This is a genomic window from Salinifilum ghardaiensis, assembly GCF_054491345.1.
Genome location: NZ_CM137101.1, coordinates 3,965,757 through 3,979,650, shown reverse-complemented (window position 1 = coordinate 3,979,650; position 13,894 = coordinate 3,965,757). Strand labels below are relative to the sequence as shown.

The window sequence follows — 13,894 nt, the reverse complement described above, 5'->3', positions numbered from 1 at the left end:
GCTCGTTCAGTCCCGGCCCGCGTCCCAGGGCAGCAGCCTGATCTCGACGCGGTGCACCAGCCGCACCGGATCGATGTAGGTCTCCCCGCGGCGCGCACCCCAGTGCAGGCACGCCCGCTCGCCCTCCGGGCGGGGGTCGCCTGCTGCCGCGGTGGGCGGGCAGCCGGGGTGTCCCGGCGCCAGCCTGCCGATCCGGTCGCCGCGAGCGACGGCATCGCCCGCGGCGACCTCCGGCACGACGGGTTGGTACGTGGTGCGCAGCCCGCCGGGGTGCTCGAGGGAGACGACCCCGTGCTCGGCGACGGGGCCGGCGAAGGAGACGCGCCCGTCGGCTGCGGCCAGGACGGGCTGGCTCGCCGTTCCGGCGAGGTCGAGGCCCCGGTGTCCGGGACCGTACTCGGTGGCCGGCGGGTCGAACGGGCGCACCGGCCGGGGCGGCCGCAGCGGCCAGTCGAAGGGGGCGCCGCGCCGCTCGGTCGAGGTTCGGTGGGGCGCCGCCGGGGACGCTGCCGGGGGCGCTGCGCTCGCCGCGGCGGTTCCGGCACCGGCCGGCTGGAAGCCGGCCGGTGGGGCCGTCGTCAGCGGCAGCAGGGTGCTGAGCAGCAGGACCAGCGCGCCGAGCGCGCCGCGGATCCGCTGCGGTGCGTGCGACCTGGTGTGTGGCATCCCCTCAGCGTGCGCGCGGGAACGCGGCGGCGGTACTGACCGGCGCGCGGGTTGTGGACAGCCGGCGCCGTTGTGGACAACTCGGGTCCGCGATCGGGTCTCCGCCACTTGTCCAGTACACTCGGGGCGCGGTCGCCTGTGTCCGGTGTCCGCGGTACCGAGTCCCGAACAGCGGAGTCCCCACGGCGAGTCCCGGCGGTGCCGGGGCACCGGCGAGGGGTTCCCAGGGGGTCCCAGCGGCTGAACTGCCAGCGGCTGAGCCATCAGGGGCTGCGCTGCCAGCGGTGGTGCGGCCAGTGGTCGTGATCCCCGCGTCCGGGCCCGGTGCCGCCGCCGCGATGCGAGGCGAACCGACTTCGCGTGCTCCGCGCGGTCCTGAGCCGACCGCGGTGCCGAGTGCCGCGTTCCGCCCGAGGGCCGGATCTCCCCGGCCCGCCCGCGGAGCGAGTCCTGGTGCCGCGGGAGCGCAGAGGGCTGTCGGATCCCCGCTGGTCCCGTGCCTCGCACGGGTGGGGCGCCGAGGAGCACCAGGGCGGTGACCAGGCTTCACCGCGGCAACCGGAAATCCGCGCGCTCCGGCGCGCCAGACCGACGAGGTGCGAATCAGGCTATGGCCGTCGTCACCATGAAGCAGCTGCTCGACAGCGGCGTGCATTTCGGACACCAGACCCGGCGCTGGAACCCGAAGATGAAGCGCTACATCTTCACCGAGCGCAACGGGATCTACATCATCGACCTGCGGCAGACGCTGTCGTACATCGACACCGCGTACGACTTCGTCAAGCAGACGGTCGCGCACGGCGGGTCGATCCTGTTCATCGGTACGAAGAAGCAGGCGCAGGAAGCGATCGCCGAGCAGGCCCAGCGGGTCGGGATGCCGTTCGTGAACCAGCGTTGGCTGGGCGGCATGCTGACGAACTTCCAGACCGTGCACCGCCGGCTCCAGCGGCTCAAGGAGCTGGAGACCATGGAGCAGACCGGCGGTTTCGAGGGTCGCACCAAGAAGGAAATCCTGATGCTGACCCGCGAGAAGGAGAAGCTCGAGCGCACGCTCGGCGGTATCCGGGACATGGCCAAGGTCCCGAGCGCGGTGTGGATCGTCGACACCAAGAAGGAGCACATCGCCGTCAGCGAGGCCCGCAAGCTGGGCATCCCGACGGTGGCCATCCTCGACACCAACTGCGACCCGGACGAGGTCGACTACCCGATCCCGGGCAACGACGACGCGATCCGCTCCGCCGCGATGCTGACCCGCGTGGTGGCCGACGGCGTGGCCGACGGCCTCATGGCGCGGAGCAGCCGGGAGAACGGTGCGGCCGCGGAGAGCTCCGCCGAGAGCGGCGAGCCGCTGGCCGAGTGGGAGAAGGAACTGCTGGAGAGCGGCCAGGCGGAGGGCGCCTCCGCCGAGGCGTCGGCCGAGCAGGCCGGCGAGCAGCAGGCTGCGCAGTCCTGACACACGTCGAGCGTCGTCGCGCCCGCGCAGCGCGGGCGCGACGACGCACATGTCCGGGCGTGCACGACAGCGCCCGTGACCTTTTCCTACGCGTACACATTCCGGAAGAGGACGGACACACGCACGATGGCGAACTACAGCGCAGCCGACGTCAAGCGCCTTCGGGACATGACCGGCTCCGGCATGATGGACTGCAAGAAGGCGCTGGAGGAGAATGACGGCGACTTCGACAAGGCCGTTGAGCACCTGCGCATCAAGGGTGCCAAGGACGTGGGCAAGCGTGCCGAGCGCTCCACGGCCGAGGGGCTCGTGGCGGCCGACGGCGGTGTGATCATCGAGCTGAACTGCGAGACCGACTTCGTCGCGAAGAACGACGAGTTCGTCGCCCTCGCCGACCGCATCGTCACCGCCGTCAAGGAGGCCGGTGCCACCGACCTCGAGTCGGCGAAGGCGCTGCAGGTGGACGGCAAGACCGTGGACCAGGCCGTGCAGGACCTGGCCGCGAAGATCGGTGAGAAGCTCGAGCTGCGGCGCGTGGAGAACCTGGACGGCCAGGTGGCCACCTACCTGCACCGCCGCGCTTCCGGCCTGCCCCCGGCCGTGGGTGTGCTGGTGCAGTACACCGGTTCGGACGAGGAGGCCGCGCGCGGTGCGGCCATGCAGGTTGCGGCGCTCAAGCCGAAGTTCCTCAACCGCGACGAGGTGCCCGCGGACACGGTGGAGAACGAGCGGCGGATCGCCGAGGAGACCGCCAAGTCCGAGGGCAAGCCGGAGCAGGCCCTGCCGAAGATCGTCGAGGGCCGGCTGAACGGCTTCTACAAGGACCAGGTGCTGCTGGACCAGCCGGCGGTGCAGGACAACAAGAAGTCCGTCAAGGACCTGCTGGACGAGGCCGGCGTCACCGCCACCCGCTTCGTCCGCTTCGAGGTCGGCCAGGACTGAGCGGCGCTCGAGCCGGCGGTGGTCGGCTCGGCCCGGTCCTGCGGACTCGCGGCTTCCCGCTGCGGATCGGGTGGCGGGAAACCCGTGTTGACGTGGTGCGATCGGCGCCCCGCCTTGTGCCAAGGCGGGGCGCTTTCGCGGGTCGCCCGGGTGCCGTCGGCGGCGGTACCGGGCACGATCGACCAGGCCGGCCTGCTCGTCGGCGAGTGGCGGCCGTCAGCTGATCACCGCAAGGAGGATTCCAAGTGAGCGACGAGGAACCGGCCCACCGCGGCTACGGCCGAGTTCTGCTGAAGCTGGGTGGCGAGATGTTCGGCGGCGGTGACGTGGGGATCGACCCCGACGTCGTCGGCGCGGTCGCCCGCCAGATCGCCGAGGTCGTCGGGGACGGGGTCGAGGTGGCCATCGTCATCGGCGGGGGGAACTTCTTCCGCGGTGCGGAACTGCAGCAGCGGGGCATGGAGCGCGCCCGCGGCGACTACATGGCCATGCTGGGCACGGTGATGAACTGCCTGTCGCTGCAGGACTTCCTCGAACGGGAGCACGCGATCGACACGCGCGTGATGACGGCCATCGAGATGGGGCAGGTGGCCGAGCCGTACATCCCGCGCCGGGCCATGCGGCACATGGAGAAGGGGCGCGTGGTCATCTTCGGTGCGGGTACGGGGATGCCGTACTTCTCCACCGATACCACCGCTGCGCAGCGGGCGCTGGAGATCGGCTGCGAGGTGGTGCTCATGGCCAAGGGCGTCGACGGGGTGTACTCGGCCGATCCGCGCACCACGCCGGATGCCGCGCTGTTCGAGACCATCACCCACCGGGAGGTCATCGAGCAGGGCCTGAAGGTGGCCGACTCTACGGCGTTCAGCCTCTGCATGGACAACCACCTGCCGATCCTGGTGTTCAACCTCCTGCAGGAAGGCAATATCGCCCGGGCGGTGGGTGGTGAGAAAATCGGGACGTTGGTGCGGACCCCGGCGGCACCGTCTGCCTAGGTCAGCTGCGATCCTGATTGGGCAGAACCGATACCTGCGGTCGCTCGGTGCAGCGGGCGGCAGCTGTCATGTCCACCGGTGGCCAGACTCGAAGGAGCAGCCGTGATCGACGAAGCTCTTCTCGGCGGCGAGGAGAAGATGCAAAAGGCGGTGACGGTGGCCAAGGACGACTTGGCGACCGTCCGCACCGGCCGTGCCAATCCCGCGATGTTCTCGGGGATCGTGGTCGACTACTACGGTTCCCCGACGCCGCTGAACCAGTTGGCCAGCATCAGCGTGCCGGAGGCGCAGCTGGTGGTGATCAAGCCGTACGACCAGAGCCAGCTCAAGGCGATGGAGACGGCGATCCGGGACTCGGACCTCGGCGTGAACCCGTCCAACGACGGCAAGCTCATCCGCATCGCGATCCCGCAGATGACCGAGGAGCGGCGCAAGGAGATGGTCAAGCTCGCCCGGCACAAGGGCGAGGAGGCGCGCATCAGCGTGCGGAGCATCCGCCGCAAGGTCAAGGACGAGATCGACAAGGCGGTCAAGGACAGCCAGGTCAGCGAGGACGACGGTGCCCGCGGGGAGAAGGAGCTGGAGAACCTCACCCAGCGCTACGTCGGCAAGATCGACGACCTGGTCAAGCACAAGGAATCCGAACTTCTCGAGGTCTGAGCGGTGACGACCGGCCAACGCGAGGGTGAGTCCGGAATGTCCAGTTCACCGCTGGGCTCGTCTTCGCATTCGGAACGGGCCGGTCGTGATCTTCCCGCGGCGATCGCCGTCGGCGTCCTGCTGGGCGCGGGCATCGTCGCCGCGCTGCTGACCGTGCCCGTCCTGTTCGTGGTGATCGTGGCAGTGGCCGTCGCGATCTCCACGGCGGAGTTCGCGGGCGCGCTGCGCCGCGGTGCCGACGTGCGGGTGAGCCGGCTGCCCGTCCTGCTCGGCGGCCAGGCGATGCTCTGGTCCGCCTGGTTCCTCGGCCTGCGCGGACTGCTGCTGTGCTTCGCGATCACCGTCCTGGTGTGCTTGGCGTGGCGGTTCCGGGCCGGGGCGGAGAACTACCTGCGCGATGCGTCCGCCTCCGTGCTGACCGCCGCCTACCTGCCGCTGTTCGCCTCGTTCGCCGCACTGCTGGTGCGGCCGGAGGACGGCGCGTTCCGGGCGCTGTGCTTCATGATCGGCGTGGTGGCTTCGGACACCGGCGGCTACGCGGCCGGCGCGTGGTTGGGCCAGCACCCGATGGCCCCGCGGGTGAGCCCGAAGAAGTCCTGGGAGGGCTTCGCCGGCTCACTGGCGACCGGACTGCTGGCCGGGGCGCTGTCGGTCACCTTCCTGCTCGGGGGCCAGTGGTGGGAAGGCATGCTCTTCGGCGCCGCGCTGGTGCTCAGCGCCACGGTCGGCGACCTGATGGAATCGCTGATGAAGCGCGATCTCGGCATCAAGGACATGGGCACCCTCCTGCCGGGGCACGGGGGGCTCATGGACCGGATGGATTCGCTGCTGCCCTCGGCCGCCGTGGCCTGGATGATGCTGTACTGGCTCGTGGCGTAACGACTGGTGCTCGTCGGTGCCGGGCTCAGCGGTGGCCGGGCGAGCGGGTGGGAGTGGAGCGTGTTCACGCGCGAGCGGCCGGCGGGTCGCGACGATCAGGTCCGGCCGAGCCCGAACATCTGGAACTGGCCCGAGGTGTACGAGGCCGAGAACCGGGCGCAGGACAGCACCGGGGCGATCTGGCGGACCCTGAGCACCCGCGTCGACTGGGTGGGCGGTGACGTGGTGGACCTCGGCTGCGGCGACGGGTTCCACCTGCCGCTGTTCGCCGCGACCGCGCGCAGCGTCATCGGCGTGGAGCCGCACGCGGGGCTGGTCGAGCGCGCCCGCCGCCGCGTCGCCGGCGTGCCCGGGGTCGACGTGCGCGCAGGGGCGGCGCACGAGCTGCCGCTGGCGAGCGCGAGCGCGGACGTGGTGCACGCGCGCACCGCCTACTTCTTCGGCCCGGGCTGCGAGCCGGGGCTGGCCGAGGTGGAGCGGGTGCTGCGCCCCGGCGGTGCGCTCGCGATCGTCGACCTCGACGCGACGTGCCCGCCGTACGGCACGTGGATGCGGGCCGACCTGCCGGACTACGACCCGGACGCGGTGGAGCGGTTCTTCACCCGGCAGGGGTTCGACAGCGTCTCGGTCGACACGCTGTGGCGCTTCACCGACCGCCGCAGCTTGCAGAGCGTCCTCGGCATCGAGTTCTCCCCGCGGGTGGCGCAACGCGCGTGCCGGGAGACGCCGGGGCTGACGATCCCGGTCGGCTACCGGGCGCGGTTCCGGCGCTAACCCGCCGGTCTGCGCGCTCCCTGAGCGCACAGGCCGGTCACTCGCCGGTGCGGGTGGCCGTGTCGATGAGGAAGAACGGGGCGCCGACCACGTCGCGCACCAGCGCGATGCGTCCGTAGGGCGAGTCGGAGGGCGGGCGCAGTTCCGCACCGCCGAGCTCGCGCACCCGCGCAACGGCCGCGTCCGCGTCCTGGGCGGGGTTCACCTGGAAGTAGAGGTGCCACTGGCCCGGGTTGAACTCGGGCACCGCGGCGGTGGTGACGAACCGGCCCAGCGTGGGCAGGTCGTCGAGGTACCAGACCGCGTAGTCGATGTCGGAGTTCATGTCGCCGATCGGTTCCTGCCGGTAGCCGAACAGCGCGGTGTAGAACGAATCGACCCGGGAGCTGTCCCAGGTGTGCAGCTCGGCCCAGCTGAGCATGCCGTCGTTGTCGTGGCCGAGGTCACCGTCCGGGGGCGCTTGCCAGAGCCCGAGCACCGCGCCCGCCGGGTCGCGGGCGACGGCGAAGACCTCGTCGCCCGGTGTCCCGGTGGGCCCGATGACGACCCGGCCGCCGAGCTCCTGCACGCGGTCGGCGGTGCGGGCCGTGTCCCCGCACTCCACGAACAGCGTCCAGTGCGCGGGCACCGGCGGGTCCGAGGGCGCGGGAACCCGGACGCCGGCGACGGGTGCGCGGTGCTGGAACGCGATGTTGTACGCCGGCCGCTCGAGCCAGCTCCAGCCGAACAGCCCGGTGTAGAAGTCGCGGGTGGCGGCGGCCTCCTGCGTGGGCAGTTCCACCCATCCCGGGGCGCCGACGGGGCGGGCCATGCGCACCTCCGTACCGGCTTCGCGGGTGCCGGTCTGACGGTCCGACGACCGGCGCGGGACCACCCCGGGGGTGTCCGCAGCGGCGGCGCGGGAAACGCGGCGCCGGTCCGGGACCGCGCGTCCGGTGCGCCCCGGTGCCCGGCGCCGGCGTGCGCGCTCCGCGCGCGAGTCCGCCATCGCCGCGGTCTTGAACACCGCGCAGCTTCGTGATCGACTGCCAGGTTCGGGGGAGTGAATGAGGTGAGGGCATGGCTCAGCGCGCAGCACAGCCGGTCACTGCGGGACTGCACCGGCTCGCCGAGCTCGACCGCCGCGAGCGGGCCCGCATCGTGCGCCACCTGTGCGCGCACTACCCCGCGTTCCGCTCCCTGCTGCGCAAGGTCACGATCGCGCGCGGCGTCGTGTTCGCCTCGAGCGTGGTGGTGCTGCTGGGTGTGCTGCTGCTCGCCGACGGTGTGGCGCAGTGGGCCGTCACCGCCCTGGTGCTGACCGGGCTCGCCGGTTTCGCCGCGGCCACCGTGGTGCTCACCAACAACCGGTTCGACCTGCTGCTGGCGGTGCTCGGCGCGCACCGCACGGACGAGCTGCACCAGCACCTGCTCGCCGAGCAGATCTACGGTGCCGATCCCGCGACCGCCGAGACCGGGCGGAACGACGAGGCCGCCTGAGCGGGCTGCGGGGCGGGTGAACGCGTGGCACCTCACCGGTGCACGTCGATGAGCAGCGCTGCGGCGATCTCGGTGCCGAGGAAGAGCGTCTCGTCCGCGTCGTCGTCCCCGACGCGCACCACCAGCGGGCCGCCGAACGGTTGGCGCTCCACGAGTTCGATGCGCGTGCCCAGCGTCAGGCCGTTGTCCGTCAGGTATCGCAGCAGTTCCGGGTCGGTGTCCCACACGCGCGCCACCGTGCCCACGGTTCCGGGCTCGACCTGGTCGAGCAGCTGGGTGGGCGGGGTGTGCACCGTGCCGTCGGAGGCGGGGATCGGATCGCCGTGCGGGTCGTGCGTGGGGTGGCCCAGCTTCGCCGCGAGGTGTTCGACGAGGTTGTCCGACACGGCGTGCTCGAGGGTGTCGGCCTCGTCGTGGACCTCGTCCCAGGTGTAGCCGAGCTCCTCGACGAGGAACGTCTCGATGAGCCGGTGGCGCCGGAGCACGTCGTGGGCGAGCTTGCGGCCCTGCTCGGTGAGTTCGATGCTGCGGTACCGCACGTGGGTGACGAGCCCGAGCTGGGCGAGCTTGTTGAGCATCCCGGAGATCGACGAGGGGCTCAGCCCCAGCCGTTGCGCCACGGTGGTGTTCGTGATCGCGGCGCCGCGCTCACCGAGCCCGTGGATGGTGCGGAGGTAGTCCTCCACGGACGGCGAGGGGCGTGCGGTAGTGCTCATGTCTTCACGATACGGGCGGTGCGGTGGGAACCGCCGAACGGTCGTGGCGGGTCCGGCGGCGCAGCAGCCGCGGCACGAGCCCGTGCCGCGGGGCGCCGAGGTAGACCGCGGTGAACAGCGCGGCCTGGCACAGCACGATCATGCCGCCGGTCGAGGCGTCCACGTGGAAGCTCAGGTACACGCCGAGCACGGAGCTGGACACCGACACCCCGGCCGCGGTGGCGAGCATGGCCGGGAACCGGCGGTGGAGCAGGAACGCGGTCGCGCCCGGCGTGATGAGCATCGCGGTGACGAGGATGACGCCGACCGCTTGCAGCGCGACCACGACGGTCAGCGCCAGCATCGCCAGCAGCAGCGCGCCGGTGCGCCGCGGGTTCAGCCCGATCGCGTGCGCGTGGGTGGGGTCGAACGCGTACAGCGTGAGGTCGCGCCGCTTGACCAGGGCGGCGGTGAGCACGCCCGCGGCGATGAGCGCGACCTGGAGGATGTCGGCGTCGGTGACGCCGAGGACGTTGCCGAACAGGATGTGGTCCAGGTCCACCTGGCTCGGCGTGCGCGAGAGCAGCACCACGCCGAAGGCGAACAGCGCGGTGAACACCACACCGATGGCGGTGTCCCCGTGCAGGCGGGTCGTGCCGCGCACCCCGGCGATGAGCGCGACCGCGAGCATCCCGAACAGGAACGCGCCCACCGAGAACGGCAGGCCGAACAGGTGGGCCAGCACCACGCCGGGCAGCACCGCGTGCGAGACGGCGTCGCCGAGCAGCGACCAGCCGATGAGCGTGATCCAGCAGGACAGCACCGCGCACACGAGTCCGGCCAGCAGGCTGACCAGCAGCGCGCGGCGCATGAAGCCGAACTGGAGCGGTTCGAGCAGCCAACCGGCGAGGTCGGTCACGGTCCCTCCACGGGTGCGGACGGCGGGGTGCCGAAGGCGCGGGCGAGGACGTCGGGCGCGACGACGTCCTGCACCGGGCCGTGCGCGAGCACGCCGCGGTGCAGCAGCACGGCCTCGTCGCAGAGCTCGCCGACGCCGGCGATGTCGTGCGTGGACACGAGGACCGTGCGGCCCTCCCCGCGCAGGGCGTGCAGCAACTCGGTGATCGTGGCCTGCGAGGAGCGGTCGACCCCGGCGAAGGGTTCGTCGAGCAGCAGCAGCTGCGCCCCCTGGGCGATGCCGCGGGCGACGAAGGTGCGCTTGCGCTGTCCCCCGGAGAGCTGGCCGATCGGCCGCGCGGCCAGCTCGGCCAGTCCGACGCGCTCCAGCGCGTCGTGCGCCGCGGCCCGGTCCGCGCGGCGCGGGCGGCGCAGCGGGCCCATGTGCGCGTACCGGCCCATGAGCACCACGTCCCGCACGGTGACGGGGAAGCGCCAGTCCACCGCTTCGGACTGGGGCACGTAGGCGATCGACGCGTTCGCGCGGGCCCGCCGCTGCGGCCGGTCGAGCAGCCGGACCTGGCCGCGCTCGGCGGGGACGAGGCCGAGCAGGGCTTTGAACAGGGTGGACTTGCCGGAGCCGTTCGTGCCGAGCAGCCCGCACACGCGGCCGTCGCCGACGCGCAGGGACACGTCGTCGAGCGCCAGGGTCTCGCCGTAGCGCACGGTCAGTCCGCGGGTGTCGACGGCGGTCATCGCGCCTCCTGCCGGAGCCCGGTGACGATGGCGCGCGCGTCGTGGCGGAGCAGTTCGAGGTAGGTGGGCACGGGCCCGCCGGGCGCGGACAGCGAGTCCACGTGCAGCTTCGGGCCCAGCCGGGCGCCGGTCTCGCGGGCCACCTGCCGCTGCGCGCGGTCGCTCACGGTCGATTCGCAGAACACGGTCGGGATGTCGTGCTCGCGCACCAGCCGCGTGGTGGCGGTGATGCGCTGCGGCGTGGCGCCGGACTCGGAGTTGACCGGCCACAGGGAGGCCTCCCGCAGCCCGGCGTCGCGGGCGAGGTAGGAGAAGGCGCCTTCGCAGGTGACGAGCCAGCGGTGCCGTTCGGGGATGCGGGCCAGCTGCGCGCGCAGGTACCGGTCGACGGTGTCGAGGCGGGCGGTGTAGCGCTGCGCGTTCGCGCGGAAGTCCGCCGCGTGGGCCGGGTCGAGCCGGGTGAGCGCGTCGCGGATGGCGGCCACGTAGGTCTTGCCCTGCCGGGGTGACATCCAGGCGTGCGGGTTGACCGCGCCGGGTGCGCCGCCGTGCAGCGGCACCGGGTCGACGGCGCCGGTCAGCGTCACGTGGCGGGCCTCGCTGCGCTGCACGAACCGCTGGAACCAGCGTTCGAGCCCGAGACCGTTGTCGAGAACCAGGTCGGCCTTGGCCGCGGTGAGCATGTCGCTCGGGGTCGGCTCGTAGTCGTGCACCTCGGCGCCGGGTTCGAGCAGCGAGTGCACGGCGATGTGCCCGCCGGCGACGGCGCGCGCCATGTCGGCGATCACCGTGAACGTGGTGACCACCTGTTTGCGCTGGTCGTTCCCGGTGTCCGCGGGAAGCGCGCAGGCGCCCGCGACGAGCAGGACCGTCGCGCCGAGAGCAATGTTTCGCCATGCCGATGACGCAAGTTTCGCCACGGCGAAAAACAGTACCTGTGCGGGGGAAGGCGTGCCACCCCCGGGTGGTGCGTATGGGACACTGGTGGCGCTATGACTGCGACTACCCTTCCGCTCGCCTTCGAAGCTCCCCGGCGCGGCATGCCTCCGCGCCACCTGGCCGACCTCTCGGCCGAGCAGCGCGAGGAGGCCGTCGCCGAGCTCGGCGAGAAGCCCTTCCGGGCGCGGCAGCTGGCCCGGCACTACTTCGCGCGCCTGACCGGGGACGTCGCGCAGATGACCGATCTGCCCGCGAGCAGCCGGGAGGTGCTCGGGGAGCGGTTGCTGCCGACCCTGCTCACCCCGACGCGGCACGTCGACACCGACGAGGGCGCCACCCGCAAGACGCTGTGGCGCGCGCACGACGGCACGCTGCTGGAGAGCGTGCTCATGCGCTACCCGGACCGCGCCACCGTCTGCATCTCCAGCCAGGCCGGGTGCGCCATGGCCTGCCCGTTCTGCGCCACCGGCCAGGGCGGTCTGCAGCGCAACCTCTCCACCGCGGAGATCGTCGACCAGGTGCGCCAGGCCGCGGCGATGATGCGCGACGGCGATGTGCCGGGCGGGCCGGGGCGCCTGTCCAACGTCGTGTTCATGGGCATGGGCGAGCCGCTGGCCAACCCGAAGCGCGTGCTCGCAGCGGTGCGCCGGATCTGCGATCCGGAGCCGGGCGGCCTCGGGCTGTCGCAGCGCTCGGTGACGGTCTCCACCGTCGGCGTCGTGCCGGCGATGCGGCGGATGATCGAGGAGGACCTGCAGGTCACCCTGGCGGTGTCGCTGCACACCCCGGACGACGAGCTGCGCGACACCCTCGTGCCGGTGAACAACCGCTGGAAGGTCGCCGAGGTGCTGGAGACCGCGCGGGCCTACGCCGAGCACACCGGCCGCCGGGTGTCCATCGAGTACGCCCTCATCCGGGACAAGAACGACCAGCCCTGGCGCGCCGACCTGCTCGGCCGGCTGCTGCACGAGCACCTCGGCCGGTTCGCGCACGTCAACCTCATCCCGCTGAACCCGACCCCGGGCAGCGAGTGGGACGCGAGCCCGAAGCACGTGGAGCGGGAGTTCGTCCGCCGCGTCCAGGACGCCGGCGTTCCGTGCACCGTGCGCGACACGCGCGGGCAGGACATCTCGGCGGCCTGCGGGCAGCTCGCCGCCGACGAGGAGTGACGGCCGCCGGGAACGGGCGAGCGGTTCCGCCGCCGGCGGGTTGCGGGTGGCGCTTCGGCCGGCGCGATCGAGCACGAGGGAGGACACGCCGCGATGACGGGGTTGCGCTATGACGGGGACGCCGCGATGACGGGGACGCCGCGATGACGGGAGACGCCGCGATGGCGGGGCCCGCACTATGACGGGCCTCGTGCGAAGGAACCGCACCGGCGCCGCGGCCGTGTTCGCCGGCGCCGCGCTGCTGCTCGGCGCGTGCGCGAACGAGGCCGGGCCGACCGCCACGCAGCAGCAGCCCGCGCAGGAGATCTCGCTGGCGGACGTGGCGCACAAGGTCGAGCTGGTGCAGCACGACCCGTGCTACGAGCGGCCCGTGCAGCACGGCCCCACGAACTGCGAGCGCTATCTCGTCGAGGTGCGCAACATCGCCGATTCGGCGGCCGACTCCCCCGTCGCGAGCCCGGAGGTCCGCTCCGCCGCGCGCGATCTGGGCGGTGCGGTGCAGACGCTCTACGACGACCAGTGCCTACCGCCGAGCCCGGAGGACGAGCAGACCTGCAACGAGGACCTGGCCGCGATCGCGCGGGCGATGGACGGCCTGGCCGAGGTGCTGCCCCGCTGACCGCTCCCGCCGGGGCCGCTCGGCGGCCCCGGCGCAGGCGGTCTCAGCCGAGCGAGGGCGCGACGCCGCCGTCGACGCGCAGCGCCGCACCGCTGGTGGCCGCCCCGGCCTCCGAGGCCGCGTAGAGCGCGAGGTTCGCGACCTCCTCGGGGCGGATGAGCCGCTGCAGCAGCGAGGTCGGGCGCTCCTCGGCGACGAACCGCTTCTCGGCCTCCTCGAACGGCACGTCCGGGATGCGGGTGGTGATGAACTCGCGGACGCCGGGGGTCAGCGTCGGGCCCGGCAGCACGCTGTTGACCGTCACCCCGGTTCCCGCGACCTCCTGGGCCATGCCGCGCGCGGCGGCGATCTGCGCGGACTTCGTCGTGCCGTAGTGGACCATCTCGGTCGGGATGAGCAGCCCCGACTCGCTGCTGATGAACAGCACGCGGCCCCAGCCCCGCCGCACCATGCGCGGGGCGTAGTGGCGGGCCAGGCGCACGCCGGAGAGCACGTTGGTCTCGAAGAACCGCTGCCACTCCTCGTCGCTGATCTCGAAGACGGGCTGCGGTTCGAAGATCCCCGCGTTGTTGACCAGCACGTCCACGTCCTCGACGGTCTCGGTCAACGCAGCGGCCCCTTCCGCGGTGGCCACGTCGGCGGCCACGGCGCGGAAGGCGTCCAGGCCGGTTTCCCGGCGCAGTTCCGCGGCCGCGTCCTCGGTGCGGTCCGCCTGGCGCCCGTTGACCACCACCTCGGCGCCCGCCCGGGCGAACGCGGCGGCGATGCTGTGGCCGATGCCGGCCGTGGATCCGGTGACCAGCGCCGTCCGCCCGGTGAGGTCGGTGTTCATGGCGGTGTCCGTCACTGCCGTGTTCCTCTCGTGCGACGTCCTCGTGCTGTCCGGTGATCCGGCTGGTGCCGGGCATCCCTCGGGGGACCGGCATCCCTCGGGGGACCGGCATCCCTCGGGGGACCGGCATCCCTCCGGG

Annotated in this window: 16 protein-coding genes; 9 read left to right on the top strand and 7 right to left on the bottom strand. The window is 72.4% G+C overall.

Annotation, left to right across the window (positions count from 1 at the left end; all coding sequences use genetic code 11):
* Positions 1-6: 6 nt before the first annotated feature.
* Complete coding sequence (locus ACVGV0_RS18130; protein ID WP_459156887.1) at positions 7-666, bottom strand: M23 family metallopeptidase; 660 nt, start codon at positions 664-666, stop codon at positions 7-9.
* Positions 667-1,276: 610 nt separating this feature from the next.
* Here ACVGV0_RS18130 and rpsB point away from each other — a divergent pair.
* The 6 genes from rpsB to ACVGV0_RS18100 all read left to right on the top strand — a co-directional run bounded on the left by rpsB (position 1,277) and on the right by ACVGV0_RS18100 (position 6,369).
* Positions 1,277-2,119 carry a 30S ribosomal protein S2 gene (gene rpsB, locus ACVGV0_RS18125; RefSeq protein WP_459156886.1) on the top strand — a complete coding sequence of 281 codons (843 nt, stop codon included), beginning with the start codon at positions 1,277-1,279 and terminating at the stop codon, positions 2,117-2,119.
* Positions 2,120-2,245: 126 nt separating this feature from the next.
* A complete protein-coding gene (gene tsf, locus ACVGV0_RS18120; RefSeq protein WP_459156885.1) occupies positions 2,246-3,061 on the top strand; it encodes a translation elongation factor Ts in 816 nt (271 codons plus the stop codon).
* 245 nt (positions 3,062-3,306) lie between these two features.
* Positions 3,307-4,056, top strand: coding sequence for a UMP kinase (gene pyrH, locus ACVGV0_RS18115; protein WP_459156884.1), 750 nt, complete (start codon positions 3,307-3,309; stop codon positions 4,054-4,056).
* 102 nt (positions 4,057-4,158) lie between these two features.
* Positions 4,159-4,716 carry a ribosome recycling factor gene (gene frr, locus ACVGV0_RS18110; protein ID WP_459156883.1) on the top strand — a complete coding sequence of 186 codons (558 nt, stop codon included), beginning with the start codon at positions 4,159-4,161 and terminating at the stop codon, positions 4,714-4,716.
* Positions 4,717-4,752: 36 nt separating this feature from the next.
* Positions 4,753-5,595 (top strand): phosphatidate cytidylyltransferase, encoded by an 843-nt coding sequence (locus ACVGV0_RS18105; RefSeq protein WP_459156882.1) that lies wholly within the window; start codon positions 4,753-4,755, stop codon positions 5,593-5,595.
* Between the two features lie 60 nt (positions 5,596-5,655).
* On the top strand, positions 5,656-6,369 hold the full coding sequence (locus ACVGV0_RS18100; protein ID WP_459156881.1) for a class I SAM-dependent methyltransferase: 714 nt from the start codon (positions 5,656-5,658) through the stop codon (positions 6,367-6,369).
* A gap of 37 nt (positions 6,370-6,406) precedes the next feature.
* On the opposite strand, the gene ACVGV0_RS18095 is transcribed toward ACVGV0_RS18100, so the two are convergent.
* The gene (locus tag ACVGV0_RS18095) at positions 6,407-7,180 is read right to left on the bottom strand and encodes a VOC family protein (RefSeq protein ID WP_459156880.1); all 774 of its coding nucleotides are present in this window, start codon (positions 7,178-7,180) and stop codon (positions 6,407-6,409) included.
* 248 nt (positions 7,181-7,428) lie between these two features.
* Here ACVGV0_RS18095 and ACVGV0_RS18090 point away from each other — a divergent pair, with 248 nt between their 5' ends.
* The gene (locus tag ACVGV0_RS18090; RefSeq protein ID WP_459156879.1) at positions 7,429-7,848 is read left to right on the top strand and encodes a hypothetical protein; all 420 of its coding nucleotides are present in this window, start codon (positions 7,429-7,431) and stop codon (positions 7,846-7,848) included.
* Between the two features lie 32 nt (positions 7,849-7,880).
* Here ACVGV0_RS18090 and ACVGV0_RS18085 read toward each other — a convergent pair whose 3' ends face one another.
* Genes ACVGV0_RS18085 through ACVGV0_RS18070 form a run of 4 tightly spaced genes read right to left on the bottom strand, consistent with a single transcriptional unit; the run spans position 7,881 to position 11,116 of the window.
* Positions 7,881-8,564, bottom strand: a complete 684-nt coding sequence (locus ACVGV0_RS18085) for a metal-dependent transcriptional regulator (RefSeq protein WP_459156878.1) — start codon at positions 8,562-8,564, stop codon at positions 7,881-7,883.
* Positions 8,565-8,568: 4 nt separating this feature from the next.
* Positions 8,569-9,414, bottom strand: a complete 846-nt coding sequence (locus ACVGV0_RS18080) for a metal ABC transporter permease (protein WP_459160051.1) — start codon at positions 9,412-9,414, stop codon at positions 8,569-8,571.
* Positions 9,415-9,458: 44 nt separating this feature from the next.
* Complete coding sequence (locus ACVGV0_RS18075) at positions 9,459-10,196, bottom strand: metal ABC transporter ATP-binding protein (protein ID WP_459156877.1); 738 nt, start codon at positions 10,194-10,196, stop codon at positions 9,459-9,461.
* Positions 10,193-11,116, bottom strand: coding sequence for a metal ABC transporter substrate-binding protein (locus ACVGV0_RS18070; RefSeq protein WP_459156876.1), 924 nt, complete (start codon positions 11,114-11,116; stop codon positions 10,193-10,195). Before ACVGV0_RS18070 ends, ACVGV0_RS18075 begins: the two co-directional genes overlap by 4 nt.
* Before the next feature lie 72 nt (positions 11,117-11,188).
* On the opposite strand from ACVGV0_RS18070, the gene rlmN reads away from it, so the two are divergent.
* Together rlmN and ACVGV0_RS18060 are read left to right on the top strand one after the other, a co-directional pair.
* Positions 11,189-12,304, top strand: a complete 1,116-nt coding sequence (gene rlmN / locus ACVGV0_RS18065) for a 23S rRNA (adenine(2503)-C(2))-methyltransferase RlmN (RefSeq protein ID WP_459156875.1) — start codon at positions 11,189-11,191, stop codon at positions 12,302-12,304.
* A gap of 190 nt (positions 12,305-12,494) precedes the next feature.
* Positions 12,495-12,923 carry a hypothetical protein gene (locus ACVGV0_RS18060; protein WP_459156874.1) on the top strand — a complete coding sequence of 143 codons (429 nt, stop codon included), beginning with the start codon at positions 12,495-12,497 and terminating at the stop codon, positions 12,921-12,923.
* Positions 12,924-12,966: 43 nt separating this feature from the next.
* Here ACVGV0_RS18060 and ACVGV0_RS18055 read toward each other — a convergent pair whose 3' ends face one another.
* Complete coding sequence (locus ACVGV0_RS18055) at positions 12,967-13,770, bottom strand: SDR family NAD(P)-dependent oxidoreductase (protein ID WP_459156873.1); 804 nt, start codon at positions 13,768-13,770, stop codon at positions 12,967-12,969.
* Positions 13,771-13,894 lie beyond the last annotated feature (124 nt).